This is a genomic window from Streptomyces sp. NPDC088707, assembly GCF_044752725.1.
GTDB lineage: Bacteria > Actinomycetota > Actinomycetes > Streptomycetales > Streptomycetaceae > Streptomyces.
Genome location: NZ_JBIVLV010000018.1, coordinates 37,995 through 63,646, shown reverse-complemented (window position 1 = coordinate 63,646; position 25,652 = coordinate 37,995). Strand labels below are relative to the sequence as shown.

Sequence of the window (25,652 nt, the reverse complement as noted above, 5' to 3'; positions counted from 1 at the left end):
CTGTGGCGTTCCGTATCACCGCGAAGGAGGCCGCGCGGTACCCCGGACTCCGCGCCCGGCTCGCCGCTGCGGCCACGCCGCCGGTGCGGTCGCAGCGGGTCCGGGGCAAGACTGCTCCGAGCACGACGGCGTATGTCCAGTGGGACCCGGATCGGGAGATCGGAGATGCTCGGCGCTGGGTCCTCGACCTGCCCGACACCGAGCTGCTGAACGCGAACGACCGGGGACATTGGAGCCGTCGGCAGCGCCTCACATCGTCCGTCCGCGAGGCGGTGGCGGTCCTGGCCCGGCAGCAGCGCATACCGCAGTTGACCCGGGCCCGGGTGATCTACGTGGTCAAGCCGAAGCTCCGCACCCGGGTGTTCGACCCGGCGAACTGGGCGCCATCAGCGAAGGCGGCGGTGGACGGGCTCCAGGATGCCAGCGTGTTCGAGGACGACAACGCCGCGGTGGTCACAGGCGTCGACCCCAGGGCGGGGGAGCGTCAGGGCGGCGCGAACATCAGGATGTCGCTGGTCATCATCGACCAGGGGGAAGGGACACAGCCTTGACGAATGACCAGATCGCAAGGGCGATCCAGGCCTACGGCGGCGCCGGGCACCTCGATCCCGAGGCGTTCGACCAGCACCTCGCCGAAACCGCTCACGGGGCCGCTCGCGCCCTGCTCTACGACTCCTACCGCCAGCACTTCCCCCATGCTCTGCACGATGAGCTGCTGTCCGCGGTGGCGGCGCTCCGGGCCGCGCTGGGGTTCTCTGCGACCCCGACGGCGACCCAGGTCCGGGACTGGCAGGAGCGCCAGGTCGAGGTCCAGGCGGACGCGCGGGCGAAGTACGTGAACTACCCGGTGGCGTTCGTGGACGGCCCGTATGAGGGCGTGGAGATGACGATCGAGGGTCCGGCCAAGCCGTATCCGGCGGAGGGCGACCCGCTCGGCTACCTCGTCGGGGAGAGCCACGGCTGGAAGGCAGGCCCTCGGGCGTACGAGCCGGTCGAGATCGTGTGGGGGCCCCCGGGGCGGGAGGGTTCCTCCTCCGCTCGGTACAAGCGGGACGACACGCCGCTTCCCGACGGCCGGTGGCAGTACCGGCTCCGTACGGACGACCCGGCGCCGCCAGCAGGCGCGCGCCCGCCCGAGCGGATCCGGCAGACGGTGTAACGAATCCGCGTGCCGCTCCGTCTATCCCGTGTACGGCCCCCTGCGTCGGCGCCCGCCGGCACCTAGTCATGCAGGGGGCCGTCCTCTGGGGAGGACTTGATGAGCACGGCCACTGCCACCCGCACCGACATGCTGCGCGAGGCCTCGCTGACGATCTGTGGCCGCCGCGAGGGGAAGACGCAGTCCTGCAACTCCTGCCTGCGGAAGGCGGACGCCGCGCTGCGGCTGGCCAAGGGGCCGGACCTCGGTACACGACTCCTTCCGCGTGTCGCCGACATCGTCTGTGGCTCGGACGGCAGCCCGTGCGGGAACTGCTGGGACAAGGCCACCACCTTGATCCTGGAGGCTCGCGGATGACGGTGATCAACACCCCGCTCGTTGTTCGAGCCGAGGTGACCGCGGACGGTTTGAAGCACCGCCGCTGCCACCAGGTCCCGCTGCACGGCTTCACCACCGGTGTCCCGGCGGAGGCGTGGCGGACCGCCGTCCGCATGGCGACTCAAGGTCTGTTCGCGAAGGCGCTGATCTGCGATGTCTGCGCTGACCCGCCGGCCGGGGAAGAGTGTCGGGGTCTCGTAGCCGGCTCCCTCCTATCAACCTTGATAGAAGAATCCGGCGGAGGCGGCTGCGCGCCGGTCCGTCTGACTGTTGAAGAGGGGCAGCGGGTGTATCCGCTGACCGAGGATCTGTTGACCGTCTACGGCCCGGGGGACCAGCTTCGGCTGATCGCCACCACCACGGCCCGGCGCCCGCCCTATGCCGCGCTCAACGTCATGGCGCAGCAGTGGACGACGACCGGCCTCTGGTGGCGTCACCGGCTGATGGAGCAGGTGGTGGAGAAGCTGCACATCGGCAAGGACAGGCGTGCGGTCCGGACGTTCATCTGGGACGGGAAGCGGGAGATCCCCTACCGGCACAACTGGACCCGGCCGGCTACTCGGCCTGGCCGGTAGGCTTTCCCCATAACTGCACACCCGGGCGTCAGCCCGGTCGACTGACGGCGCACGAGCGAGCGCCGGAGGTCCAACGCTCCGAACCACAACCAGAAGGGCATCACCATGCCTCGTGCCTCCGCGCACTCCTGCACCGTCTCCTTCCCGCGACGTGACGTGACGTACCCCTGAGCTGGGGTTTCTTCCGCCTTCCACGTCACGTCACTTCCCGGGGAGAGCTGTGCCTCCGATTCCTTCGTCTGACTCGACCCTGGCTCGCGCCGCTCTGGGGGCAGCGAGCACGTTCGGCAAGGTATGCCGCTGGTGCGTGCGCCGACGGTTCGAACTCGCCCCTGCTGCCGCCTCGGCCGGGCTGACGGGGCTGTCCTGGATCCACCACGCAAGCGGCGTCAGTGTCGGCGAACACCTCGTCTACGGGCTGGCGACGACCGCCGCCGGCGCTCTCACTGGGGGCGGGCTCAAGCACAAGCACAAGGGCATCGCCACGGCGGGCGCCGGCAGCATGACGGTGTTGGCGGACGCGTGGATCGGTGCCGCGCTCGGACCGTCCGTCCCGTCCCTGATCGCCTCGGCCGTGGTGACCGGCGGAGCGTACGTCGCGTACGTGCCGTGGCTCGTGAAGTCGCGTCAGCAGCAGCTCGCGCTCCAGGTGAAGGCCGCGAAGTCGGGCGTGACCGCTGCTGGCCTGGGAACGGACACGCAGGCGCCGCGCCTGACCGGCGCGACGCGCGAGGAGTCCGGCCTGATGCAGGCTCTCGTGGCGATGCTGTCGGTGCCTGCGGTGGACGTGACGGCGCTGGAGTACACCAGGTTCGGGTGGCGTGCGGTCGTCGTGCTGCCGCCCGGCCGCGACACCGCACCGCACAAGGTCATCGCGCGCCGCGACCAGCTCGCCACGAACTTGGGGCTGCCGGGGAAGCTCCGCCTGGCGAAGGGGGAGCGGGACAACGAGCTGGTGGCCTACCTGTACGAGTCCGACCCGCTGGCCTCGGCCATCCCCTGGCCGGGCCCGTCGGCCACGACGTGCACGGAGCCGGCGGTTCTCGGAGTGGACGCCTACGGCGAGCCGGTGAAGGTGCCGCTGCTGTACAACCACACGCTGATCGGCGGTGCGACTGACAACGGCAAGTCGGGCATCCAGAGTGTGCTGATCGCCTGGGCCGTCGCCTGCGCCGACGCCGAGGTGCTGCTCATCGACATGAAGCCGGGAGCCGTGGAGTTCGGCCCGTGGCGGGACTGCGCGTTGGCGCTCGCGGACACCCCGAGCCGGGCCATGCAGCTGCTCAAGTGGGTGTGGGCCGAGGTCGAACGCCGCGGCGCCGTCCTTGCCGAGCACGGGGAGAAGAAGTGGATCCCGGGCAAGCACGGGCCCGCGTGGTTCGTGTTCATCGACGAGCTCGCGGAGCTGATCCGGCGTGTGCCCGCGGCCGCGAAGCTGATCGAGTCGCTGCTCCAGGTCGCGCGGTTCGTCGGCATCACGCTGGTGTGCGCCACCCAGTCCCCGAGCAACCGCGTCTTCGGCGGGTCGACGGACGGCCGGCAGCAGTACCAGGTGCGCATCGGCCTGGGCGCGAAGGAGTCCACGACGTCGAACCTCATCTTCGGGCCGGGCGCGTACGGGGACGGCTGGTGCCTGGACGAGCTGGACCTGCCCGGCAAGTTCCTGCGGTGGGACCGCGAGCACCAGGTCCCGGTCGATGCGCGGGCGTTCTGGATGACGGAGGAGGACGTCGCGGCGACGAGTCACCGGTATGCCCGCGAGGAAGCCGAGAGCGGGGCCAGAGAGCACCCGGAGCCGTCTCCCGAGCCCGAGGACGACCCGACGCCTCCAAAGCCGCCTACGCCACCGTCTGGCGGTCCTGGGGGCGGCCGTCCCGTCCTGCGCGCGGTCCCGACTTTCCCGGACGGGTCGGAGATGCCGGACGAGCGGGTCGAGGCGCTGTGGCGGGCGATCGAGAAGGCGGGGGCGAAGGGCGTCACCTACGGCGATCTGGTGGCGCTCGATCTGCCGGACTTCCGGGCTCGCAGCTCGATCGACGTGTACGTGCTGAAGTGGCGCCGCAAGGGCTGGGTGGAGGAGGCCGGGAAGCAGGGGCGGGCGATGGCGTACCGCACTGTCCCGAGACTTCAGGTGCCGTCGGTGCCGGCCGCTGACGATCGGACGGCACCGGTGACTGTCGGCGGATGACGGCTCCGCGGCCGCCGCCCCGTTCAACCGCGGGCGCGGCCGCGCGCCTTCTTGTCCGCCTTCCGATCCGCCTTGGACGGCTTCGGTGCGCTGCGGGGCGCGGGAAGAGACTGCGCCCAGGGCCAGGGCTGCTTGAACAGGCCTCCGATGACGGGTACGCCTGTTGGGCTCATGATGAGCTCCACGTCCGGGTGCAGAGGCGCTACACAGGCTCGCAGGTCGCCGGTCATCTCCCGGAATGCCGAGGCCTGCCTCTCGCTGTCGAGGAAGGCGATGTGCTTGCCCACGGGCCACTCGGGGGCCATTGCGCGGTGGAAGTCACCGAAGCCTCTGTCCTCGTGGAAGAACCACATGGCCAGGCGCCATCCCTTGGCCACCTCGCTGTCGGAGTTGAGCAGGCCGTTGAGAAGCCCTGATGCGATGCGCTGACGCCGGGCGCCGGGGGCCACGGCGATGTGTGAGATCTCCACGATCTGCTCGCACATCTGGATGCCCATGGGGGCAGGCATCTCGGCCAGGGCGCGGCGCGACCACTTCCCGGGCGGGCCAGCGGAGATCAGGCCGACGATCTCTCCCGTGGTGGTCTCTTCGGCGACCAGCGCTACCAGGGCGCTCATCATGTTGGGCCCGCTGGTCAGCTTCTCGTGCAGGCGCCGACGGATCTCGTCTTCGGGCAGGTCGGTGTCCGTGAGCTGGTCGAGCTCCTTCGCCATGGCCCGCAGGCCCTCCTCGCCGGGCTCTGCCCCGGCCGGAGCGGTCATCAGTTCCAGAAGGTACCGATGTGCAGCTTCGCTTTCCGTGCTCCGGCCGGGGTCGGCTTGTGCCATCAGCTCTAGGGCTGCATCGATGTCGGCGGCCCGGAGAGGGCGGATGCGGTAGCGCGAGGTGTCCATGCTGCGCAGGTTAGACACGGACGCCTCCGGTTGGAGGGGGGTTTGCTCACCGTGGCCCGAACGGATGGGCCCGGCGCAGGACCGCGCATGACATCATCGCGCCCATGATCAAGGGGTGGGGAAGGATCACCGTCGCGCTGCTCGCGGTCGTGACGGTCACGGGGGCTGCGGGCTGTTCCGGTGAGGCGGCGCCGAAGCCGGCGGCGAGCACCGCGGCGCCGACGAAGGCCGGGAAGCCGGTGAAGGCGCAGTGGGACGAGTCCATGGAGTGGTGGGCAACCCATGACCTTGGGTGCGTGGACGGGTCGGCCGTCGGCGGGAACCCGGAGGGCTGCGCGGTGCGCGTTCAGGACTACGTGGAGGACGTGCGGAAGATCCGGAAGGCGATGAACGCGGACACCGCTGCGCCCGCGGGGTTCTACTCCGAGGCGTACGTGATCATCGACCGGCTGGAAAAGTTCGCTGGGACGCCGACGGGGGAGAGCGACACGCAGGGCTGGCTCGACGCCCGGCCGCTGATCTGGATGCAGGGTCAGGCGCTCGGAAAGTGGATCGAGGCGCATCCCTTGCAGTAGCGGTGTTGGGCGTCTGTCCTCGACGGATGGGCTCGGCCGCCACTATGTGGGGCATGGGTCGTTGCGCAGCAGGGCGGCTCCCAGCCGGCCCAGTGCTATCAACCTTGATAGAAGGAGTGGAGTTTGTCGGAGGATCAGCCGGAGCACCGGGAGAAGGCTTCGTTCGCGATCGACGTCGAGCACGCGAAGCGGTTCACGGCTCTGCGGAAGGCGCAGCGGTTGGCGATGGCGGTGTGGGTGGCCGAGACCGTGGAGGAGAGCAACGGCGGGATCTCGTGGTGGGAGGCCCGGTTGGAGGCCCGGCGCCGAAGGTCTGAGCTGTGGCCAACGCTGGACCAGATCGTCGAGGCGGCGGTGCGGCAGCGGTTGGCTGAGGAGGATCTGGCCGGGCCGTGGGAGCGGTTGAGTGAAGCAGAGGAGGAGGTGGCGAGCCTCGCTGGCAGGGGTGTCGGGAAGAACTACCCGGGGTTCCTCATCACGCGTACGTACGAGCTGCCCGTGTCGCTGCTGCGGGAGCTGCGCACGACGGCGGTCCGTGTGAGCGCGGAGCCGCTGGAGGAGCTTGAGTCCCGAGGGCTTCTGTACGCCTCTCTGGAGTACAGCTTGGAGGACTACGAGAAGCGCAACGAGCTGGTGGAGGCGGTGATGTCCGCGCCGCGGATCGTGCGCCAGGCGCTGGAGCGGTACGGGCCGTGGCCGCCGGACCAGTATCCGCCGTCCTCTCTGCCGGCCCTCTCCTCAGGGGTGGTGTCACCCGAGCAGGACTGATCCGCTCCAGCCGCGCGAGCGGCATGGAGCACTATCAAGGTTGATAGGAGAGGCCGGCTGGCGCAGCTGCCGGTACGGTGCTTCACCATGAGCGCACGCTACGTCGGTGGCCCCTTTCACGGTGGGGTCAACCCGGACGACTTCATCGATCAGATCGACATGCGGACCCCAGCCGGCTCGGGCCGGTACGTCCTGGATCGCGATGAGCACGACCGGCCGATCTACCGCTGGGAGCCGGAAGTTGCCGTAGGCGAGGGGTGAGTCCGGCGGAACCGGTAGGCTGCGGATCGGTGGGCACGACCACCATCCGCTGATGAGGTTCCTGACCACGCCGGGTCCTCGCCAGAGGCCAAGCCGTCCATCGACGCATCGTGAGCAACCCCGACGTCTGTCTTGGCGCAGCGTGAGCGTGGGGCGCGCTGCTGCATGGAGTCAGACATGTCTACGAGCAAGCCCCGGAAGTCCCGGAAGCGCACCCGCGAGATCCGTGAGCAGAGCCGCGCTGCGGGCGCGAAGTACACCAAGGCGATGCGGGAGAACGACCGCGTGCGCGGCGCCGGCTTCGAGTGGCCCCCGGCTGGTACCCCGCAGTCGCCGCACGCCCACGGCGGTGAGTTCGAAGGCCGCGCGGTTCCCGTGATCCTGTCGACCACGGTCCCGGCTGACGCGGACCCTGACGTCGTCGGACAGGTCGTCGCCGATGCCTGCTCGTACCTCGTGCGCGACAGCGAGGGCTGGTACCGGGCTATGGCGTACGTCTGGACCATTCCGACACGGCAGCCGGACCCCGTGAACCCGGGCTTCGCTCTGGAGTCGCTGTTGGTCTCGGTGGCCGCGCGGCGCCCGTGGTTCCAGGAGGACGGAACGACGACGGAAGGCGAGCTGGAGGCGGTCGTCACCGACGCGCTCGGGGCGATCGGCGCAGCTATCACGGGCCGCTTCCCGTCTGTCGGGGCCGACCCTGCGGCCGTGCTGCCCGTGGACGCGCCCAAAGCCGAGTCCATCATTCGACGGGCGGGAGGCATGGACGCGGCACTCACCACCTCCGACATCCACCAGTCTCTGTACGACGGGGAGTCCGAGGCTGAGGATGAGCCTGAGCCGGACGAGGGCCCGACGTACCGGTTCGTGGACCGGGAGAACCGCGGTTGGCACATCGCGTCGTCGCGTGACGAGCCGGTCCAGTACGCGGTCGACTGGGCAGGTCTTCGCCCCGGCCGACCGGAGGAGCTGCTGTCGCACGAGCAGTTGGAGGCGATGCACGGCCCGCTGCGGCCAGTGGTGCCGAGCGACCCCAGTGACGACTTTCTGCTCCGCGACGCCATTCAGGAAGCCGGGGTGAAGGCGGCGGCGTCCGTGCTCGTCGCTCTGTACCGGACCGCGGTGAAGTTCGCTGAGAACTCATCGCAGGGCAGCAGGGATGGCGGCTCGCTCACCGCGGGCCGCGAAGGTTCCTGGGAGGCAGAAGCGATCGAACGGCTGGCGTGGAGTGTCGGCGGGGATCTGGATGAGAAGCCGGGGCGGTTCGACGCTGAGTGCGTCGAGTCGGTGCAGACGGTTCTGGCGGCGTGGACGCTGAACCCGGACTACTACGTCGAGGTCGCCGAAGGCCTGGCGTACGAGTTCAGCCGGGTGGCCGACGAGCTCGGCGGCTGGGCGAAGGTCGCTGATCGGTGGCTCCGGCATGACGGGAGCGTGCGCGGCTACCTGATGTCGAAGTCGCCCGCGCGGTTTGCCAGCGACGACATCGTGCGGTAGCCCCGGCGGGCATACTGTCCGATGTGGGCCCGGCGCCGTCCCCCCGTCGGTGCCGGGCCCGTCCGTTCCTTCAGCCGGCTTACCGCCGATAGGCTCTGCGCATGAGCACCACCACCACCGCCAACGTCGAGACCGAGAAGTCGCTCACCTGCGGCGCGTGCAAGACGACTGTGCCGAGGCCCGAGCCGGTGAAGTGGAAGCCGTTGTGGGATGCAGGATGGCGGTGGCTGGGCTCTCTGGGCCTGTACTCCTGCCCCGACTGCCCTCCGGTTGTGGTGGTCGACGAGCACGGCAGGCACGTCCGCCCGTAGTTCAACGCTGAGGCGCAGCATGCCGATGGCCCCGGACCGGAGTCTGGGGCCATCGTTCAGATCCTCACCCCGGGAGCCGTCCCAGGCTTTCGAACGCACCGTAGCTGTGCGATGTGCATCCCCACTGACGTGGGTATTTCGACGGGAGAGTGTGTCTCCGATGTCGTTACGATCCATCGCCACCGAAGTAGCGCCACGCCCAGCCCTTTCGAGCTGAGGTGCCCTCACCGTATCAGCGGCCCCGGACAGCGTGGGGTGGTTCGCTGATTCTTCGCCGATCTGGGTGACAAGCAGCCGCTCGCCATGGGGCGCTCAGGCAGATCGGCCACGCAGGACGATGACCTGCTGCACCCCACCCTGCGCTTCCTCGCGCTGGCGGAGCTCGTCCTCGACGGCGCGCCGGAGCGGCTCCAAGCGGGTGGGCATCGGCGTCCACTCCGGCACCGTGTCGCCGACCTGGGGGGCGTTGCGCTCGCGCAGGAGGTCTTCCATCTCCTCGTTCAGGGCCTCGGCTGCGCGGAGGAAGACGCGCTGGACGCCGCGGGGGCGGAGCGGCATACCGGGCGGCTCCTGGACGACGGTGCCGTCGGGCAGGCGCCGGCTGTTGTGCTCCAGGGACACCCACAGGTGGGGGACAGCGTTGTCTTCGTGCTGCCTGTTGCGCTCGAACCGTCTGGTGAGGGTGTCCCGGATGGGGAGGTAGGCGTTGAGGGCGTCGCGGGTGGCCGCGGAGAGGACCCACTCCTCGATGGGTGGCGGCTCGGCCATGCGGCCCTGTCGCGGGCGCTGTATACGGACGGTGGACAGGTCGCGAGCGAGGTGCGCGACGTGCTGGCCGGCGAGGGTGCCGGAGCTGGCGCCGGTGTCGAGGACGATGCCGTACATCGCGAGGAAGCGGATCCGGAACGGCTCGCTGATGCTGCGCGCGACTTGGCCCTTGAAGTGTTCCAGGAGCAGCGCCCGGGTCACCGGCGGGACGACGGGGGCCGGTGCGGGGGCGGGCGGCATCTCGGGGCGGGTGAACGGTGTACGGGTGTGGCTGGCGACGATCTCCATGGCCCGGATGCGGGCACGGATCTGCGCGTTGGACTCGGGCTCGTGCTTCCCGTCGCCGCGGATGAGGCCGCTGACGGCCAGGCGCAGGAACTCATCCACGGAGGCGGGGGCGAGCAGGGATGCGAGGTCGTCGTAGGCATCCGGGACCAAGCCGTGGTTCGTCAGGGCGCGCTCGAAGGCGCCTTGGAGGGCCCGGAGGTGCTTCTTGGTGGAGGTGCCCATCCGCTCCTTGGGGAGCGCGCACAGCTCGTCCACTGCGCGGCCGAGGGCGGCGAGAGACGGTGCGGCGGGCGGATGTGCAGGAGCGAGCATGCCCCCATCATGACCGGTGGGTAGCGAGGGATGGCAGCGTGCGCCCGAATTCGGGCAGAGAGGTGGGGTTGTCGACGTCGGCTACCGACGGTTCGGCCCCGTAAGACCTCGCCACCAACGGCGCGGGAGTTTCATCGTGCAGGGGTCGGTGTAGTTGTCGTTTTTGAAAGCACGGAGACGCCGATATAGGTGCCCGGCTCGTAGATCTGTGCGGATTTCATCCCAGACCGCAGTGAAGGGCCAATGGCCCATTCTGTCCGTCATTCCCTGCTTCCAGTGGGCCCAAGTACCGTCGCTGACCCATCCTGCGGCCCGAACATTGAGCTGCGATTCGCAGAGTCGAAAGTAGGCGCGCACGACCAGCTGATCTTTCTCACTCACCTGAGCAGGAGGAGTCTCTAGGGTGGCCCCACGCAGGCCCTCCAGGCTCAATCGCTCCATCAGCTGCTGGTAGCGCTCTTCAAAGCGGTCCTCAAAACTGAGGATGCGAAGCTTGCTGGCCCGCCTCAGATTGAACAGCCCCAGGATTAGGCCAAGTGCGACGATCGCTTGAGCGATGGCCCCAACAGCAATCCACGTGGTATCCCACTTGGACAGAGCAAGAACGGTCTCGGACATACATCCATCGCACGGCACCCGAGAGCGCCCCGCGACAGCGCATGGGGCATTCGGGCGAACCGCACCCTCGGGGTGCGTAACCAGGCGGGCGGTCAGGCGATCAGGCCGCGTCGGCGGGCGAACGGCTCGTACACGGCGAGGAGGATCCCCTCGGCGCGGTCGGGGCTCTTCATGCCGCGGGCCTTCATCTGCTTCTTCGACTCGACGACGGCGTGGCCGCCGGAGTTGTGACCGAGGTTCGGGGTGGTGAGCTGGATGGCCGCCTCGCGGTCGACGCGGAGCCGGAGCCGGCCGGAGCCGGTGGCCGGGTCGGGCTGAAGCAGGGCGCGGGTCGCGAGCCACATCTCGTCCCTCTTGCGGAAGGGGCGCATCACGGCGCCCGGGTCGTCGCGCTCGGGAGACTCGGACACCATGACGCCGATGATCTCGCTGTTGTGCTTGCCGTTCTCTCCCCAGACTTCCAGCATGCCGACGGCGCCGTGGCCGAGGCCGTTCTTGTCGACCTTGACGTGGACCTTCGCGGTGGAGCCGAGGGCCTGCGCCAGGCGCTCCGCGGCGTGGATCTCCTCCAAGATCCGCTTGGCGACCTTGACCTGGTTGTCGTTGGCGGCGCCGCTGGAGTGGTGGCGGTGCTCGATCGCGTCGCCGACGATCCGGTAGATGGTGAACTCGTCGCCGCCGTCGGCCGCCACGTCCACGCCGAGGCGGACCCAGGAGCCGCGCTTCACGGTGTGCTTGGCGGTCTCGCCCTCCAGGCCGAGGTCGCACGGACGGACCCAGCCGGGGCCGGTCGGGTCCTCGTTCTGCTTGGCGTCCTCAACCCAGGTGACGGGGATGACCTTGCCGCCGCCGCCCTTGGGGAAGCGGGCGTACACCTTGGCGATGACGTACGGGTGATCCTCGCCGTACTCGCGGAGCGTGCGGTCTATCCAGTCCTGGTCGGGGAGGTGGAGGGCGAGGGAGTGGGGGGCGACGGATGGCGGGCAGTCGAGGCAGTTCGGCACCCGCTCGTTGGTGATCGCGGGGCTGTCGAACGTCGCGATAGGGATGGTGACGGTGCCGGGCTCTTCGGGGTCGTCGCCTTCCTCGCAGGTGACCTCGAACCAGCTCCGCGGGTCGTCGGCAGGCGGGTTCCCGATCGCCAGGAGCCGGGCGTCACCGGTGAGGAGGTTGTTCGTACCGGCGCCGATGGTGCGAGCGATACCGCCGGCCTCGTCCACGATGATGAGCAGCTTGGGGTTTCCGTGGATGCCCTGCATCGAGGCCTCGTCGTGGGCCTGGGCGGTGAATCCATAGGCCACGAGCACGTTGTTGCCCCACTGGTCCGGCATCTTCCACTGCACCTCGTCGCAGAAGCCGGGAAGGCTCGCGCGCGAGACGATCTTGCGGATGTGGGGCCAGAGCTGGTTCCGGACCTGCCGGAATCGGGTCGCGGTGGTGACGACGAGCATGGTGCCGACGGGGTTCGTCGCCGCGGCCCAGGCGCAGAGTCTTGCCGCAATGTAAGTTTTGCCGACCCCGAAGCCGGCGGGGACCATGGTCCGCTTGTAGCGGGGGACGGCGTCGACGATCGCCCGCTGCTTCGACCAAATCGATTCCCCCAAGACGTCCTCGATGAAGCCGGAGGGGGTGTCGGCCCACAGGCCGTAGAGGCTGCCGGTCTCTCTCTCGACCTCGGTGAGGATGTAGCCGAGGTCGTGGGTGTCGAGGGTCTTGAGCGCTGCGCGGCGGACGTGGATCGGGGCCCGCAGCAGCATGTCGGCCTCGCCGGAGGCGATGCTGGAGCGGACCCCGGAACGGTTCTCCACGGCGGCGTGCGCGGCCGCCACGGCGGGGGTCGGGGGAGTCGGGGCGGCCATGGCGCGCACGGTGCATGGCCTGCGCCGCTACCGTCCCGGGCGGCCATCTGCTCCTGGCCCGAACAGCGCTGCGCCCCGGCCGGGAAGTCGGACGGGGCGCAGCTGGTCGAGCGGGTCAGCCCTCGACGCCGGTGGGGCCCCCGGTGCCACCGCACTCCGGGTCGAAGATGTTGCAGCCGTCGGTCGGCTCCTGGGTGGGCGGGGGCGTCGTCGGGTTCGGGGCGGTTGTGGGCGGGTTCGTGGTCGGCATCGGCGTGGTCGGTCGCGGTGTCGGGTCGGTGGCCTGCGGCGTGGAGGGGGCCGAAGTCGTCGGGCTCGGCTTCGGCGCCGTCGAGGAGCCGTCCGCCCGGCCCACGAGGAAGCCGAGGGTCGCGGAGGCCACGATGAGTACGGCGATGGTCGCGGCGAACAGGGCGAGCGTCCGGCGTGACCGCGGCTGGCGGCGGGGGCAGGACGTCGGCGTGGAGCAGGAAGTGGGGTCGGACACGGTTGATCCTTCGGTTGGCGAGCAACTGGGCTCGCGGACCGTGCCCTACGCGACGGCCTTGCGTCTCCCGCTCTCCCGCGCGCCTGGGCGGGCGCGGGCGGGCTGTCGGGCGGACTGTGCCGATCGGGTGGCGTTTGCCTGGGTCGCGGAGACGTCGCTGTCACCGCCATTCGAACAGGCGTAGTATTTCGGCCGTGGCTGATACGACACCCTCGCCGTCTTTCCCGGACGACCTGCTTGACCTCCAGAGGTCCCTTCACCAGGCGCAGCGCGACTTCTCCGCGCTCTGCGCGACCCTGCCCTGGTCGGTCGAACCCGATCCTGGCTGGCCCGGCAACAAGAACCCGCACACGGATCAGGTTGTCGGCAGCCGGCCGGCCAGCCCCGGGTGGTCCGAGGAGCAGAAGACCCAGCACGCGCAGCTCCTGGCCCTCGCGGGCACGCTGTCGATCCGGGTCTCGGGACACCCGTTCTGGGCGAAGCTGCCCCAGGACGGCAGCCGGGTCGACGCGCGCGCCCAGCTCAAGAACCACCCTCAGGTCGTCGGGACGTCCTCGACCGACGCGGTCGAGACCGCTGCGGTGTAGGAGCGTCCGCCGTGGAGATAGCCGAGCGCTTGGAGAAGCAGCGCGTCCTCCTGTCCTGGCTGGAGTTCCAGGTGCAGACGACCCGGGAGACGATCCGGCGCCTGGAGCACGAGAAGGCGGAGGAGGCCCGAAGGCAGGAGGTCGCCCGTCGCGAGATGCGGTGGAAGGTCCAGCCCACTCGTACGCCGGAGGGCCAGCCGATGCTTCACCGGGGCAACTGTGGCCTCTATGAACGCGGCGGCGGCCTCCTTGACCGGCAGGAGGTGGTCACCTTCTTCGAGCAGTTCCCTGGCGCGGAGATGTGCGACGTCTGCGCGCCCTGGGGGAGTCTCGGGATCGACAAGCCGGCTGCGCGTGGTGGCCAGGCCGCGACAGGGATCGAGTTCCCGTAGGCAGGGTCAGGCCGACTTGCGCCGCGACGCGGTCTTCTTCGCCGCGGTCTTCTTGGCGGGCGCCTTCTTGGCTGCGGCCTTCTTCTTCGGCATCTCGTGCACCGTCGCCGGGCCACCACCCTCGCCGCGGGACTCCTTCGCCTTCGCCACGGAGGCCTCCAGCGCGGCCATGAGGTCGACGACCGGCGCCGGCTCCTTCTCCTCGCCTCCGGCAGGCTTCGGCGCCCGGTGCTCGGCCTTCGCGTCGATCACCTCGTGCAGCGCCTCGGTGTACCGGTCCGTGAGAGTGTCGCCGATGTCGGCCAGGTGCTCGACGGCCATGGTGTCCATGAGCGTGAGGGCGCCCTTGATCTCCTCCTCGCTCACGTCCGTCTCAGGTGGCGCGAGCGTGGCAGGGGAGCGGACCTCGTCTGCCCAGTGCAAGCCCTGGATGCACAGGGCCTCGCCGACCGGCCGAAGCAGTCCCAGGCGCTCACGGCCGCGGAGGGCGTACTTCACGACGGCTACCTTCTCGGTCCTCGTCAAGGCCTGCCGGAGCAGGGCGTACGGCTTGTGGGAGACATCGCCCTTCGGCTTCGCGTAGTAGTCGCCGGCGCCGTAGGAGACCGGATCGACGCTGTTGGCGTCGATGAAGGCGACGACCTCGACGGCGCGCGCGGTGGGAAGCGGCATGCCGGCGAGGTCTTCCTCGGTGATCGGGATCAAGGTGTCCTTGTCGACCTCGTACGCCTTGCCGATCTGGTCCTCGGTGAGCACCTCGCCATCCAGGTCACAGCGCTTCTGGTTCCGGATGCGGCCGCCGTCCTCAAGGTGGACCTGGCGGAAGTGGACGTCATGCGAATCGGTCGCAGGTTCGAGCGAAATGGGTACGGTGACTAGCCCGAACGAGATTGCGCCGTTCCACATGGTCCTGGGCACTCGCTGCTCCTCCACGACGCCCCCCTAGGGTCTGACCTCAGGCTATGCAGATGGGTGCGGTGATCGCACTGCTACGGGGCCACGGGGACGATGATCACGTCGCTCACGTCGTCCTGCTTCTCCAGGCGTACCTTGCGATCCTCAGCGCTCGGCTTGTCGTAGCTGACCTGGGATTCCCGCTTCCGGCCGTCCTGGGTCCACTGCACCTTGTAGTTCTGCATGGCTGCTCCTGATTCCTGGGGTTGCCCGCCCGGCGGCCGCATCGGCTGGAGGACCGCCGTGCCCGTCAGGGTTCCACGGACCACTGACAGCGGGATCGGCCGTACCCGGGAAAGCGCTGGCCCGGGCGCGTAGCGTTGACGCGAACCTGCTCGGAGGGCGACGTCGCCATTACAGAGCGTTCGCCAGACTGGGGCGGCCCTGGGGAGGGTCGCCGGGGGAGGAATCAGACGGTGGACCACCCGGAGATCCTGAACACCGACCGCAAGGACATGGCGCCGTCGCAGAGTGACGCGCTGTACCACTTCACCGAGCGAGGGATGCGCCCGCATACGAAGGAGGCGCGGGAACGGCTTGTCAACATCGCGCCCACCTATCCGGGCCGGGCTCGGGCTCAGGCCAAACTCCGCAGCATCCTGTGGGACGGGAAGCTGATGGCGACCTATCAGCACGGAGTCCAGGACGGCAACGGCCAACGCTGCGCATGCTTCACCGAGGCCACCGATGCAGACCTGGCGTACCTCATGGGCCCGCGACGCGACTATCAGCCCTACGCGGTCGTCGTGTCCCGATCCGCGGTCCTGTGCAGGGGCGGCGGCTCCGTGATGTACGTGCTGGAGGAGGGCGACGCGCATCTGGGATTGCGGCAGCAGCGCCTTGGTCACCTGGCGGTGCCGACCAACGGGGGCAACGACTGGACCTGGGAACGCGAGTGGCGGATGCCGGCGTTCCGCACCTCCGAGTGGGTGGGGATCTCGACGGTCGTGAAGGCCATCGTGATCGGGGATGCCTCGTGGCGGCCGGTCAACAAGGAGGGTGAACTGCCCCAGCTGTGGCTGAAGTCGCCGATCTGGGTGTGGGACGCGGCAACGAAGACGCTCGACAGGAGCAACACGGCCGGCGCCTGGCTCTGAACGATCAGCAACGTCTTCGGCCCCCGCCCGGTCTCAGTACTTCCGCTGCGGCCACCGGGGGAGGTTGGTGGGAGCGGCGCCTGATTCGGGGACGGGGGCCGGAGTAGGGGGCGGGGCGGCCCCCGGGGGATGTGGGGGCCGCCCCGGGCAGGTTGTGCACCTGCCGGGAGTGAAGGGAGGGCTGAGATTCCCTTCACTGCCTTAGACGGAGTGAGCCGTCCAGGTGTTACACCTTCTGGAGAGGATCTTCAGGAGTTCTCGTCGGCGGCCACGACCCGGGCGACGATCTTGGGGTCGCGGTCGATGGCCTCGGCAATCTGGGACCGCGTCCACTCGTGCGGGGCGCCGTGCATGATGCCGATCATCTCGTTGCGGATCTCGATGGCCGCGGCCTGCCGCGCCTTCGCAGCTTCGTACTCCTGGGCGATCTTGGGGAGCTGCTTGTCGGCGTTCTTGATGAACTTGACGCGGGCGGCGCGGGCGGCGGCCGGCAGCTCGGCCCGCTTGGGGGGATCGGAGTCGCGCGGCAGGCCGAGGGCGCGGGCGAGGATCCGTGTGTGGGAGTTCCGGTTGACGCCGGCGGAGTAGTACACGCCGCGGGCGGTGGTGTACGCGCTGAGGCTGCTCACGGCCGCGTCCCGCTTGGGCAGGAGCTTCGCCATGGTCTCCTCGGCCTGGTCGACGGCGTCGGCCGCGCGCCGCAGCCGCTCCTCGTCGGACGCGTCGAGGCGGTCGAACTCCTCGGCGAGCTCAGTCCGTGCAGCCTGCCGAATGGCCTCGAAGTCGGGGCGTTCCAGAGCGCTCACCGTGACTCGGCCGCCGGCGGTGCGCACGGCGTCGTAGGTGTCTTCGAGCTGGGCGACTGCCGCGTCGCGGCGGGCTTCGGCGGCCTCGTAGCGTGCTGCCACCTGGGCGGCCTGGGCGATGACGTCCGCGGGCGGCTGCGGGATGCCTGCCTTGCGTGCGGCCTTGACGCGGTCCTCGGGCCAGCGGGGCGGGTTGAGGACGTCCTCGCGGTCTTCGAACCCGCCAAGGAGTTCGGCCATGGCCAGCCGGCGGAGCGACAGGCGGCCGATGCCGAATTCCTCGTGGAGGTGGGGGTGGTACTCGTACCAGGCCGCGGCGGCAATGAGCTGCTGGCGCTCGGCCTTGAGGAGCGAGAGTTCCATGTGCGCCTGGTCGCGGATCTCCTCGGCGAGTGCGCGCCGCTCGTGGGGGTCCGTGACCTTGGCGAGTTCTTCGCTGACCTCGGCTTCTGCGGCGGCGCGAAGCGCGTCGTAGTCGATGCTGCTCATGGTGTGTCCCGTTTCCGGGTGCGCGCCGGGTGGCGCTGGTGGCAGGGGCCTCCCCTAGCCGTGTGTCCTTGTCTCGAAACTGTACACCACGTCCTTCGTGCGGGGTCTGGTTCGTCGGCGGTCGCGCGCCGCGAGGAGCACCAGGAGGTCGACGGAGGCCGGCTGACCGGCGTCGAGGCGGACGCGTCGGGGGATGGTCGGGGCGGGCGGCGCCGCGGTGCTCATCGTGTCTCCTTCGGCTGCTTGGCGAGCAGAACGGGCCGGTACTCGGCGATCGAGCACAGGTAGCTGGCGTACAGGGTGCGTGAGGCGAGGGTGATGGTGAGGCCGGACGGCCAGCGGGCGACCCAGCGCACCCACCCGATGCTGATCGGCACCGGGTGGGTGGTGCGGTGGCCGCCGACGGTCCACCGGGGAACTCGCCGGCCGCCGAAGTCGCGGTGCCACGTGCCGGTGGTGTGGAGGGTGTGGGTGGAGCCGAGCTTCGCGAGGCCGATCGTGCCTCCGAAGAGGGTGACGGTGAAGCCGATGGTGCGGGCGCGCTCCTGGTCGTGGTCGTAGGCGCGGACGGGTCCGTAGGCGAACCGGTTGGTGCTGCCGCCCCAGGCGAGCAGGAACCAGGCCAGGGTGAGCTGGCACGTCCAGGTCTTCATCGGGCACCGTCCAGGTGCCGGACGCGAGGGGCCGGGGTGCACACCCGGGTGCGAGTGCCGTCGGGGTAGAGCACGTACTCGTGGTCGTCGGGGTAGCAGACGGTCATCTCGCCGGGGAGCATCGGCCGGCGGACTTTCCAGCCGTGGCCGTAGCTCTCGCGCGGGTGGTCCTCGAACCAGGAGTTGCACGTCGTGCACACCAGGAGGAGGTTGTGGGGCTGGTTGATCCACTCCTCGCGGGCGCCGCCCATGCCTCTGTTGACCCGGTGGTGAATCGTCAGGCTGCTCGGGGTGTTGCAGCGCACGCAACGCCCGCCGTCGCGGTCGTGGACGAGCTGGCGCACCGTGTCGGTGGGGCCCGTGCGGCGTCGTGAGGCCACGGCGACGTTCTCCGTCCTGCTCCTGCGCGCTGGGCCGCCGGGGGCGGCCGCGGCGGAGCGGCAGGGGCGAGGACGGGAACATGCACTTCAGCGGGAGCTACCGTCGCGGCGTCACCCGCGAGGAAGTACCTCGGGTCACCAGTTGGCGGGGTCGACTTCCGGGTCGGCGCCGAGGGTGCGTGTGCGGAAGAGTGCGGAGTCCTTCATCTCCTGGAGCAACGCTTGGGCGCCCTCCTCCGTCAGCCGGCCGCGCAGTGCGGCCAGGAGGTGCATGGGGAGCGCCGCGTGATCGTGCTCCTCGGGCAGGCCGGGCCAGTAGCGGTGCAGGGTCTCGCGGGCGGCGCGGTATGCGTCGGTGACGACGTCGTCGGCTTCGTCGTCAAGGTGCCAAGGCCTGCGGGCCACGACCAGGACGAGGGCGGCGGCGTTGCGCCAGCCGTCCGGGGCGTCGCCGGGTCGGGATCCGACGGGCGGCACGACGTGGACCTCGAAGTACGCCGAGTACGGGTGGCCGTCGCGCTCGACGAAGGCGGCGCTGCGGGCGACGAGGGCGCCGAACAACTCCTCCATGGACGCGGCGTCGTCCAGGCCGTGGTCGCGTCCGATGGGGATTGACGCGTCCAGCAGGAACGCGGTGGAGCCGAGGGTGGGCTCGTTGCTCGTGGTGGTGTCGACGGCGCGGGAGGCGCGGGCTCGGCGAGCTCCGGTGGCCTGCATGTGCGCGCGGGCAGCTCGGTCGCGGGCGCGGTTTCTCGACATCAGCTTCACTCCAGGCCGGTACGCCCCACGCACGTACCGCTCAGAGCGGACGTCTTCTCGCGCGGTGCGTCAGGGACGACTTGCCGGATGTCGAGGACGAGCGTGGGCGAAGTCCTCATCACGGATACCGGGCGGCCGCGCGCCGCCGGGGTCGAGTGTACGTCTGGACCGCCCGAGAGGGTGATGCACGGCTGTACCCGCTGGTAGCCCCGGTAGCGTGACGGCCACTCGCTGAGGAGAAAGGGCTCGGTCATGTCCGACCACCACGCCGCCTGTACCCCGAACTCGCTTCCCGTGAACGGATCCACGCCGCACGGCTATCAGCTCACCGTTCTGGACGAGGGCCTGCACGTGAACGAAGTCGCTGAACTGCCCGACTGGCAGAAGTTCAACGGAGACGAGGCGGACCGGCAGCTGATGAGCATGGGCTACGTGCCGAAGGGCGAGTGGACGGCAGCCGGGCTCGGCCACATGGTGCCTGTTTCCCGGATCGACGAGATGCCGGTGTAGGCGGCAGCACCCCGACCCGAGGCCGTCCCGGACGGGTGAAGGGTTCTCGAACCCATGTCGACCATGCCGGTCCGCAGCTACGATCCGGCTCGTGAAGACCCCAAAGCCGCGCTCTGGGCGCGGTAGTTCATCAGGGAGCGGCGGCGAGTCGTGTGCCATCTGTCGGCTGCCGCGCGGCGGTGCTCCGTGGAAGCTGAGCAAGTCGGGCAAGCCCTGCCACGAGTCCTGTCTGCAAACGGCCACGGAGGCGGGACAGCGCTCGGTAGCGCCGCCCGCGCCGGTCGGCCGACAGCCCCGGAAGCCCAGAGAGCCCCGACAGCCTCGAAAGCCCCGAGAGGCGCGCGAGCCGCGGCAGGTTCGGGAGCCCCGGAAGACCCGGGAGCCGAAGGTCAAGGCGCAGCCGGCCGCCCGGCAGGACGGGCCCGGTACGCCATCGCGGTACGGGGGGCGCTGCCCGATGTGCAACACGCCGTATCCGGCTAAGACGCTGGTGACGAAGGTGTTCGCCGGGTGGGCTCACAGCGACTGCGTCTTTCCTCCCGAGACCCGCCCGGCATCCGGGGCGGCTGGTGCGTTCGAGCGCAACCGTCAGGCGGTGCTGTCGGGGGAGACGTACCGAAGCCAGGCGCCCTCTACCTGGCGTCTCGGCTCCTCTCCATCGTCGGGCGGTGGCCGACGCTCGTGACGAGCGCCGGCCACAGGGTCAGCCGCTCGCGGGCTCTGGCGTCTGGCGCTCGCGGGCGGTGGTGATGGCGTCGAGGAGTTCGGCGGCGTACGGGACCGGTACGTAGCTGATGTGGACCCGGCCTGTGTGGGTGTCGTTGTCGCCGAGGACGACCTCGTACTCGGCGCCGGTCTGCTCGTCGTCGTAGTTGTAGGTGCCGGGGCCCTCGTCCTCCAGCGGGCCCTCGGTCTGGTCGAACCAGCCGATGCCGAAGACGGCGTCGACCGCTTCCGCGATGACGTCGTTGGGGACGTCGTCCAGCTCGATGGTGGCCCGGGTGTCGTCATCGACGCAGATGCGGCCGTCGCCGACCTCACCCGGCTTGTTGATGCTGAGGGTGACCGGGCAGCAGTAGGACGGGGTCGGGTGAGGGCCGAGGCCGGGAAGGGCCAGGCATAGGGCGTTGACGGCGCACTCCTGGAGCTGGTCGGAGGCGTCCTTCCACTCTTCGAGGGCCTGCATCACGGTGGGCTTCATGTGCTCGTTTCCGTTCGTTCGTGCCGAGGAGCCGACGGATTCGGCTGCCCGGCCTGGAGCGGGGGTCGAGCTGGTGAAGGTGCCGGCTGCGAGCGCTAGCGTCTCGGCGTGAGGCCGCTTGTCGGCCGAGTAGGGCTGGTCAGCCCACCAAGAGCCCGCAGCGACCGGATTGGGTTGCCCACCGACAGTTCTTCGTCTTCTTCCTTCGGTTGTGTTGGGTTCTTCTTGTTCTCGTACGCCACAGCGCATGTGACCAGATGCGGCGTAGCGCACGTACCAAGTGCGGTGTAGCGCATGTAGGTCTGCCCACATGCGCTACACCGCACTTGGAAACCCACATGCGCTACACCGCATCTGGTCTAGTTTCCGCAGGTCACGCGCGGTGCGGAACTGCTCGTGCCGATCGCAGGCCGAACCCTTCCGCCAGCAGGCGCCGCAGCTTCCCCCGCCGCGTGCTGCCGATGACGATGACCGGCTCCACCGGCGCCGTGCTCGCCTCGCCGATCGAGCGCACAGCCGACGCGGACTGGAGGACGCCCCCGGTCGCCAGCGGCCGGGCATCGGGCGCAGCATGCGGGGGCCCCGCGGCCTCGACCCTCCGCCTGTCGTCGTCGGCGCGCTTCACGAGCGTGAGCAGGAGCGAGCACTGCCGCTCGTGGTCGTTGGCCACCCAGCCTTGCGCGCCGACCTTGTCCCCGAGGGCCAGCCAGCGGGCGAAGGTCCGGTAGGAGATCCCGGCCCGCTCCGCTGCCTCGACGCGCGTCGCCCCGTCCCGGACGGCGGCCACCAGGATCCGCACCTTCTCGTTCGTGGCGACCGACCGCTGTCGCGGCACGGACGCCTCACCCTGCGCGAGGACCACAGTGGTCCCGGCGGGCCGGGCCGCCTCGACGCGGCCGGCGAGGATCCCGCACAGCCGCTCGTGCTCGGTCCTCGCGCCGCCGTTCGCGTGCACCCTCCGGCCGCGCGCCAGCCACCGGGTGACGCTGCGCCGGTCCACGCCCGCCGTCTTGGCGGCCGCGTCCAGCTGGCCCGCTGCGCACAGCGGTGACACCGCTTCCAGCAGTTGCGGGCTCAGTACGGCCGGGCGGCCGATGGGCGTCTGGCCCACGGGGACCGTCGCACCCAGCTCGTCATCGGACATGATCTTGGCGATGGCCACGCGCTTCCGTTCGGCAGTGTCCATCTCCAGCACCAGGCGCAGCGACAGCAGCTCCTTCCCGGTCGTCGCGCCGCCTCCGTTCTCCCGGAGGCGGCGGCCGGTCCGGACCCACCCCTGGAACGTCGACAGAGGCACACCGATCTGCTCGGCGATCTGCGAGCGGGTCTTGCCCTTCTGGACGGACCGCGCGATGCGGTTGATCGTCGGCAGATCAAGGCGGGTCGGGCGGCCACGAGTCGGCTTAGAGGTCTTCGTCATGGCGCGGAAGGTAGACACACCCCCGAACTAGTGTCCTGGGGTGCGCGCGGGGGCTCCGGCGGCAGAGTCAGATCACGTGTGCCCTGGGCACGACCCGGCGGTACGCGGCCATCAGCTCGGCGATCTCGGGACTGGTGAACCCGTCGGCTTCGTCCAGGGCGGCGACGGGCAGCGGGTCCGCTGGGGAGCAGCCGATCATCGGGCGGCCCGCGAGGTGCGCGCACAGGGCGTCCAGGCGGTCCAGGAGCGCCGCTTGCCGGGCCTGGCCCGGTGCGAGCGACAGAACCCACTCGTACCGCTCCTCGGCGCCCTCGGGGCGCCTGGGCAGTGCCCGGCGGATCGTGTCGGCGCGGTCGGCCAGGGCGTTCCACACGGGCAACCGGAGCGCTGCCGCGAGGGCGGCCGGGTCGGCTTCAACGGTCGATGCGGTCATACGTTCCACGGTCGCACCAGGCACTGACACAGCACTGCGCCCCGCACGAGAGGTTCCCACGTACGGGGGCGCAGCGTTCGGGCGATCGGGTCAGCGACGCTTCGCCGGGACCTTCGCGGGCGACGACGCGGCCGGCCGTCTGCTGCGGGCCGGGGCCGTCGTCTTCTTCGAGCGGTCCCCGTCGATGTCGAGGTCCCCGTCGATGTCGAGGTCCCCGTCGATGTCGAGGTCCACGTCGGCGGCCGGGGCGGGCAAGACCGGCGGAGCGTGCAGCACGCACGGCCGGGCACCGGAGTGCACTATGTCCACCGTGCCGGACCGGGAGGCAGGGCATGTCGGCAAGCCGTCATCGTCCGTGAGCAGGCCCAGCGAGACGAGCACGGCGACCGCACACAGGGCAGCGGCTATCGCGGCCGTCGGACGGCGGTGGCCGATGAGGCGTGTCACGAAGGAGCCTTTCAGCGAGTGTGGCTGGATCAGGGGAGGGGCTGGACGCACGGGTCACCAGCGCGGTGGCGGGGATTGCCGGGGAAGTGGCCCCACTTGTCGGAGACGACGACCTGCCACACCGGGGCGTCCGGGGCGACGCCGGCCAGGCGGCTGGTGTCCTGCACTCGACGCAGCCGGGCCGCGTAGCCGGTCTCCAGGGCGCTGCTGTCCAGCTCCAGGCCTTCGAAGGGCTTGGGGGAGTCCTGGGAGAGCAGGTCGGCGACGTGTCCGATCAGGTTGAGCGTCGGCCACGCTGGCAGCCCGAACACAGCCACCTCGTAGCCGCGACGGCGCTGGTCGGCCAGGCCGAGGGAGTACCCGAACGGCGGCTCATCGCTGTGCGGGGCTTCCACCCAGATGATCTCGCTGTCCATGGGGAAGCTCGGGAACACAGGCTGGGGGAAGCACCTGTTGGTGTTGTCGTTGAAGAGGTCGTAGCTGACGCTCACGCGGTCCTCCGTACGGGGACGGGGCGCAGCCGGGGAGGCGGCGCCTGTGCCGGTTGCGGGGCAGGGGTGTCCAGTATGTGAGAGGACACGTCCGTCATCCAGGCCCGGAACGCGTCCGGTGCCCGGCAGCCGGCCGCCTCCACCAACGGCCACACCTGGGCGGCCGTGGCCATCCCGAGCAGCGCGTTCGGCGCCGGGGGGAGCAGGGGGCCGGGCGGGAACCGCACGCCGAGCGCGGCCGCCACGTCCCGGACGAACCACACGGGTTCACCGCCACGGACGCGCACCCGCACGGGGGCGTGGTCGAGGAGGAAGACCCGGGTGCCGTTCACCCACGTCCTCCGGCGTTCTGCGCGAGGACGAAGCCGAGGGTGAGGGCCACGCCGCGCCCGGTGCCGTCGCTGACGGCGGCCAGACGCTTCGCCTCCGCCCGCGTCCTCTCCACTACCTCCTCCAGGTGTGCGGTCCGGGCCCGGAGGGAGCGCAGGGTGACGTCGTGGCCCTGTACCGCGCAGTGCTCGGCCATCTCCATGGCGCGCACCGCCGACTGTGCGATGTCCCTGCGGATGTCGGCGCTGGAGTTCCCGAGGACCCACAGGAGGTTCCCGCCCGTACTCAGGGGCTGGAACGGGTCGCACGGCACCTCCCCGGCCCGCAGGCGCTTCACCTCCGCCCGCAGCAACGCGTTCTCCGCTTCCAGCTCGGCCGGGCTCCTGCGGACGGCGAAGGACGGGCACCCGGTGCTCAGGACGAACGGGGGCGGGGTGGTGATGGGCATGCCGTGCCTCCAGGACAGGATCGGTTCAAGACGTAGACGGAGTGAGGGGCCGAAACCGTTACACCCCGCTGCCGGGAAGCAGCGGGGCGCAGCTGGTGTCAGCGGCTTGTCGGCGGGAGCGTGAACCCCTCGGACTCCAGCAGCCGCACGAGGTCGCCAAGGTCGGCGCCGTCTCCTGCGGTCGCCTCGTGGACGACGTCGGCGATGATCCGCAGGATCCGCTCGTGCGGCTCGGGCGGGCCGACCGGCCACCACGTCTCGCCGATCGGCTCGCGCACGTACCGGCCGATCAGGACGGCGTGATGGTCCGTGCCGGGCCCGTGCGGCTCCAGGTCGCACGTCACGTCGATGCCTTCTTCCTCCTCGCGGCCCGGGGCGCCGCACACCTTCCGGTCGCTCATGCCCGCGCCCACTTCCCGGACCGCTCGAACTCCCCGGTCCCGAGATCCACGACCAGGTGGTCACCGTGACTCGGCCGGTCCGCGCGGGAGTAGTCCGCCAGCAGATCCCGGAGCTTGCGGTACTGGACGGCCTGTTCCTGGGTGAGATCGTCGTAGTCGACGCGATGGGGCTCGACATGCCCAGAGACGTGAACGTAGATCGCGCGGTCGTGCCAGTACACGCCCTCCGGGTAGTCGTTGTCCGTCACGAACTCGACGTGCGTGACGCGGGGACTGCCGGGCGGGCCCGCGTGCTCGTCACGGAGCAGTTCCAACAGCTCCCCCTCGATGCGGCGGTCCCCTTCGCCCACCAGGACGTTGCCGAGGGCGTACAGCTCGTCCCGGCTCCAGCGCGCGGTCAGCGCGAGGACGCGCTCGCGGTCGGCGAAGAAGTCGGCGTCCAGGCGGACCGTGGGGCCGGTGGCGGAGGAGCCGAACACGAGCCCCTGCACGGCGGCCGGCTGAGGGGCGGCCGGGGCGGGTTGGGGCGTGCGGGTCACGCCGACGTCGATGGAGGGGCCGGGGTACAGGTTCATGCGGGGACCTCTTCGGGGAGTTCGGGCAGGGTGAATCCGGCGGTCTCCAGACGCGCCACGAGGTCGTTGGCGTCCAGGCTGCCGATGTCGTTGGACTCGGTGACGTACTCGGCGACGATCCGCAGGAGTGTGGCCGTCTCGGGGTCGGACCACTTCAGCTCGCGGGGCTTGAAGAAGGGGCCGAAGTACGTGGCGCGGTGCTGCTCCGTGGGACCGTGTGAGGGGCGGGCGCACGTCACGTCCACGCCCGCTTCCTTGTCGCGGCCGGGCGCGCCGCACAGGGCGTCGGGAGGGTTCACGGGTGGGCTCTCCTGGGACGGGCCGGGGCGCAGCGCGGGCGGC

At 70.2% G+C, this 25,652-nt stretch carries 36 protein-coding genes; 14 read left to right on the top strand and 22 right to left on the bottom strand.

Features of this window, described 5'->3' with window-relative positions; translation table 11 throughout:
- Window positions 1-2: 2 nt before the first annotated feature.
- From ACIP84_RS36760 to ACIP84_RS36740, 5 genes are all read left to right on the top strand, one after another.
- Window positions 3-551 carry a hypothetical protein gene (locus ACIP84_RS36760; protein ID WP_401804345.1) on the top strand — a complete coding sequence of 183 codons (549 nt, stop codon included), beginning with the start codon at window positions 3-5 and terminating at the stop codon, window positions 549-551.
- A complete protein-coding gene (locus tag ACIP84_RS36755; RefSeq protein WP_401804344.1) occupies window positions 548-1,159 on the top strand; it encodes a hypothetical protein in 612 nt (203 codons plus the stop codon). The genes ACIP84_RS36760 and ACIP84_RS36755 overlap by 4 nt, the downstream gene beginning before the upstream one ends.
- A gap of 99 nt (window positions 1,160-1,258) precedes the next feature.
- Entirely contained in the window at window positions 1,259-1,516 is a 258-nt protein-coding gene (locus ACIP84_RS36750; RefSeq protein WP_401804341.1) for a hypothetical protein, read from the top strand.
- Window positions 1,513-2,112 carry a hypothetical protein gene (locus ACIP84_RS36745; protein ID WP_401804339.1) on the top strand — a complete coding sequence of 200 codons (600 nt, stop codon included), beginning with the start codon at window positions 1,513-1,515 and terminating at the stop codon, window positions 2,110-2,112. The genes ACIP84_RS36750 and ACIP84_RS36745 overlap by 4 nt, the downstream gene beginning before the upstream one ends.
- A 307-nt stretch (window positions 2,113-2,419) precedes the next feature.
- Window positions 2,420-4,300, top strand: a complete 1,881-nt coding sequence (locus ACIP84_RS36740) for an FtsK/SpoIIIE domain-containing protein (RefSeq protein WP_401804337.1) — start codon at window positions 2,420-2,422, stop codon at window positions 4,298-4,300.
- A 23-nt stretch (window positions 4,301-4,323) separates the two neighbouring features.
- Here the strand turns inward: ACIP84_RS36740 and ACIP84_RS36735 are convergent, their stop codons facing one another.
- The gene (locus ACIP84_RS36735) at window positions 4,324-5,193 is read right to left on the bottom strand and encodes a GNAT family N-acetyltransferase (protein WP_401804334.1); all 870 of its coding nucleotides are present in this window, start codon (window positions 5,191-5,193) and stop codon (window positions 4,324-4,326) included.
- Window positions 5,194-5,297: 104 nt separating this feature from the next.
- On the opposite strand from ACIP84_RS36735, the gene ACIP84_RS36730 reads away from it, so the two are divergent.
- From ACIP84_RS36730 to ACIP84_RS36710, 5 genes are all read left to right on the top strand, one after another.
- Window positions 5,298-5,768: a hypothetical protein gene (locus ACIP84_RS36730; RefSeq protein ID WP_401804331.1), complete on the top strand. Its 471-nt coding sequence runs from the start codon at window positions 5,298-5,300 to the stop codon at window positions 5,766-5,768.
- A gap of 123 nt (window positions 5,769-5,891) precedes the next feature.
- On the top strand, window positions 5,892-6,536 hold the full coding sequence (locus tag ACIP84_RS36725; protein WP_401804328.1) for a hypothetical protein: 645 nt from the start codon (window positions 5,892-5,894) through the stop codon (window positions 6,534-6,536).
- Between the two features lie 87 nt (window positions 6,537-6,623).
- Window positions 6,624-6,797 (top strand): hypothetical protein, encoded by a 174-nt coding sequence (locus ACIP84_RS36720; protein WP_401804326.1) that lies wholly within the window; start codon window positions 6,624-6,626, stop codon window positions 6,795-6,797.
- 267 nt (window positions 6,798-7,064) lie between these two features.
- Entirely contained in the window at window positions 7,065-8,294 is a 1,230-nt protein-coding gene (locus tag ACIP84_RS36715; protein WP_401804323.1) for a hypothetical protein, read from the top strand.
- A 101-nt stretch (window positions 8,295-8,395) separates the two neighbouring features.
- Entirely contained in the window at window positions 8,396-8,605 is a 210-nt protein-coding gene (locus ACIP84_RS36710; RefSeq protein ID WP_401804321.1) for a hypothetical protein, read from the top strand.
- Between the two features lie 312 nt (window positions 8,606-8,917).
- On the opposite strand, the gene ACIP84_RS36705 is transcribed toward ACIP84_RS36710, so the two are convergent.
- From ACIP84_RS36705 to ACIP84_RS36690, 4 genes are all read right to left on the bottom strand, one after another.
- Window positions 8,918-9,973: a hypothetical protein gene (locus tag ACIP84_RS36705; protein WP_401804318.1), complete on the bottom strand. Its 1,056-nt coding sequence runs from the start codon at window positions 9,971-9,973 to the stop codon at window positions 8,918-8,920.
- Window positions 9,974-10,054: 81 nt separating this feature from the next.
- Window positions 10,055-10,591 (bottom strand): hypothetical protein, encoded by a 537-nt coding sequence (locus ACIP84_RS36700; RefSeq protein WP_401804315.1) that lies wholly within the window; start codon window positions 10,589-10,591, stop codon window positions 10,055-10,057.
- Window positions 10,592-10,683: 92 nt separating this feature from the next.
- Window positions 10,684-12,450 carry a hypothetical protein gene (locus ACIP84_RS36695; RefSeq protein ID WP_401804313.1) on the bottom strand — a complete coding sequence of 589 codons (1,767 nt, stop codon included), beginning with the start codon at window positions 12,448-12,450 and terminating at the stop codon, window positions 10,684-10,686.
- Window positions 12,451-12,565: 115 nt separating this feature from the next.
- On the bottom strand, window positions 12,566-12,937 hold the full coding sequence (locus ACIP84_RS36690; RefSeq protein ID WP_401804312.1) for a hypothetical protein: 372 nt from the start codon (window positions 12,935-12,937) through the stop codon (window positions 12,566-12,568).
- A 194-nt stretch (window positions 12,938-13,131) separates the two neighbouring features.
- Between ACIP84_RS36690 and ACIP84_RS36685 the strand changes: the two genes are divergently transcribed.
- Together ACIP84_RS36685 and ACIP84_RS36680 are read left to right on the top strand one after the other, a co-directional pair.
- On the top strand, window positions 13,132-13,524 hold the full coding sequence (locus ACIP84_RS36685; protein ID WP_401804310.1) for a hypothetical protein: 393 nt from the start codon (window positions 13,132-13,134) through the stop codon (window positions 13,522-13,524).
- Window positions 13,525-13,535: 11 nt separating this feature from the next.
- On the top strand, window positions 13,536-13,916 hold the full coding sequence (locus ACIP84_RS36680; protein WP_401804308.1) for a DUF6233 domain-containing protein: 381 nt from the start codon (window positions 13,536-13,538) through the stop codon (window positions 13,914-13,916).
- Window positions 13,917-13,922: 6 nt separating this feature from the next.
- On the opposite strand, the gene ACIP84_RS36675 is transcribed toward ACIP84_RS36680, so the two are convergent.
- Window positions 13,923-14,822 (bottom strand): Ku protein, encoded by a 900-nt coding sequence (locus ACIP84_RS36675; protein ID WP_401804504.1) that lies wholly within the window; start codon window positions 14,820-14,822, stop codon window positions 13,923-13,925.
- A gap of 83 nt (window positions 14,823-14,905) precedes the next feature.
- A complete protein-coding gene (locus ACIP84_RS36670) occupies window positions 14,906-15,055 on the bottom strand; it encodes a hypothetical protein (RefSeq protein ID WP_401804305.1) in 150 nt (49 codons plus the stop codon).
- A gap of 231 nt (window positions 15,056-15,286) precedes the next feature.
- Between ACIP84_RS36670 and ACIP84_RS36665 the strand changes: the two genes are divergently transcribed.
- On the top strand, window positions 15,287-15,967 hold the full coding sequence (locus ACIP84_RS36665) for a hypothetical protein (RefSeq protein ID WP_401804303.1): 681 nt from the start codon (window positions 15,287-15,289) through the stop codon (window positions 15,965-15,967).
- Window positions 15,968-16,215: 248 nt separating this feature from the next.
- Here the strand turns inward: ACIP84_RS36665 and ACIP84_RS36660 are convergent, their stop codons facing one another.
- The 5 genes from ACIP84_RS36660 to ACIP84_RS36640 all read right to left on the bottom strand — a co-directional run bounded on the left by ACIP84_RS36660 (window position 16,216) and on the right by ACIP84_RS36640 (window position 19,054).
- Window positions 16,216-17,262 (bottom strand): hypothetical protein, encoded by a 1,047-nt coding sequence (locus ACIP84_RS36660; protein ID WP_401804301.1) that lies wholly within the window; start codon window positions 17,260-17,262, stop codon window positions 16,216-16,218.
- A gap of 54 nt (window positions 17,263-17,316) precedes the next feature.
- Window positions 17,317-17,487, bottom strand: a complete 171-nt coding sequence (locus tag ACIP84_RS36655; protein WP_401804298.1) for a hypothetical protein — start codon at window positions 17,485-17,487, stop codon at window positions 17,317-17,319.
- The gene (locus tag ACIP84_RS36650) at window positions 17,484-17,915 is read right to left on the bottom strand and encodes a hypothetical protein (RefSeq protein ID WP_401804296.1); all 432 of its coding nucleotides are present in this window, start codon (window positions 17,913-17,915) and stop codon (window positions 17,484-17,486) included. Before ACIP84_RS36650 ends, ACIP84_RS36655 begins: the two co-directional genes overlap by 4 nt.
- Complete coding sequence (locus ACIP84_RS36645; RefSeq protein WP_401804293.1) at window positions 17,912-18,295, bottom strand: HNH endonuclease; 384 nt, start codon at window positions 18,293-18,295, stop codon at window positions 17,912-17,914. Before ACIP84_RS36645 ends, ACIP84_RS36650 begins: the two co-directional genes overlap by 4 nt.
- A gap of 135 nt (window positions 18,296-18,430) precedes the next feature.
- Window positions 18,431-19,054, bottom strand: a complete 624-nt coding sequence (locus tag ACIP84_RS36640) for a hypothetical protein (protein ID WP_401804290.1) — start codon at window positions 19,052-19,054, stop codon at window positions 18,431-18,433.
- 252 nt (window positions 19,055-19,306) lie between these two features.
- On the opposite strand from ACIP84_RS36640, the gene ACIP84_RS36635 reads away from it, so the two are divergent.
- A complete protein-coding gene (locus tag ACIP84_RS36635) occupies window positions 19,307-19,564 on the top strand; it encodes a hypothetical protein (RefSeq protein ID WP_401804288.1) in 258 nt (85 codons plus the stop codon).
- 703 nt (window positions 19,565-20,267) lie between these two features.
- On the opposite strand, the gene ACIP84_RS36630 is transcribed toward ACIP84_RS36635, so the two are convergent.
- From ACIP84_RS36630 to ACIP84_RS36585, 10 genes are all read right to left on the bottom strand, one after another.
- Window positions 20,268-20,765, bottom strand: a complete 498-nt coding sequence (locus tag ACIP84_RS36630) for a hypothetical protein (RefSeq protein ID WP_401804285.1) — start codon at window positions 20,763-20,765, stop codon at window positions 20,268-20,270.
- Window positions 20,766-21,138: 373 nt separating this feature from the next.
- Window positions 21,139-22,185 (bottom strand): hypothetical protein, encoded by a 1,047-nt coding sequence (locus ACIP84_RS36625; RefSeq protein ID WP_401804283.1) that lies wholly within the window; start codon window positions 22,183-22,185, stop codon window positions 21,139-21,141.
- 67 nt (window positions 22,186-22,252) lie between these two features.
- Entirely contained in the window at window positions 22,253-22,618 is a 366-nt protein-coding gene (locus ACIP84_RS36620) for a hypothetical protein (RefSeq protein ID WP_401804281.1), read from the bottom strand.
- 90 nt (window positions 22,619-22,708) lie between these two features.
- The gene (locus ACIP84_RS36615; protein ID WP_401804279.1) at window positions 22,709-23,065 is read right to left on the bottom strand and encodes a hypothetical protein; all 357 of its coding nucleotides are present in this window, start codon (window positions 23,063-23,065) and stop codon (window positions 22,709-22,711) included.
- 29 nt (window positions 23,066-23,094) lie between these two features.
- A complete protein-coding gene (locus ACIP84_RS36610) occupies window positions 23,095-23,556 on the bottom strand; it encodes a DUF4262 domain-containing protein (protein WP_401804276.1) in 462 nt (153 codons plus the stop codon).
- Window positions 23,553-23,888, bottom strand: coding sequence for a hypothetical protein (locus tag ACIP84_RS36605; RefSeq protein WP_401804274.1), 336 nt, complete (start codon window positions 23,886-23,888; stop codon window positions 23,553-23,555). Before ACIP84_RS36605 ends, ACIP84_RS36610 begins: the two co-directional genes overlap by 4 nt.
- Window positions 23,885-24,334 carry a hypothetical protein gene (locus ACIP84_RS36600; RefSeq protein WP_401804272.1) on the bottom strand — a complete coding sequence of 150 codons (450 nt, stop codon included), beginning with the start codon at window positions 24,332-24,334 and terminating at the stop codon, window positions 23,885-23,887. Before ACIP84_RS36600 ends, ACIP84_RS36605 begins: the two co-directional genes overlap by 4 nt.
- A 98-nt stretch (window positions 24,335-24,432) precedes the next feature.
- Window positions 24,433-24,735: a hypothetical protein gene (locus ACIP84_RS36595; RefSeq protein ID WP_401804270.1), complete on the bottom strand. Its 303-nt coding sequence runs from the start codon at window positions 24,733-24,735 to the stop codon at window positions 24,433-24,435.
- On the bottom strand, window positions 24,732-25,310 hold the full coding sequence (locus ACIP84_RS36590; RefSeq protein ID WP_401804269.1) for a hypothetical protein: 579 nt from the start codon (window positions 25,308-25,310) through the stop codon (window positions 24,732-24,734). Before ACIP84_RS36590 ends, ACIP84_RS36595 begins: the two co-directional genes overlap by 4 nt.
- A complete protein-coding gene (locus tag ACIP84_RS36585) occupies window positions 25,307-25,609 on the bottom strand; it encodes a hypothetical protein (RefSeq protein WP_401804267.1) in 303 nt (100 codons plus the stop codon). The genes ACIP84_RS36590 and ACIP84_RS36585 overlap by 4 nt, the downstream gene beginning before the upstream one ends.
- Window positions 25,610-25,652: the final 43 nt, after the last annotated feature.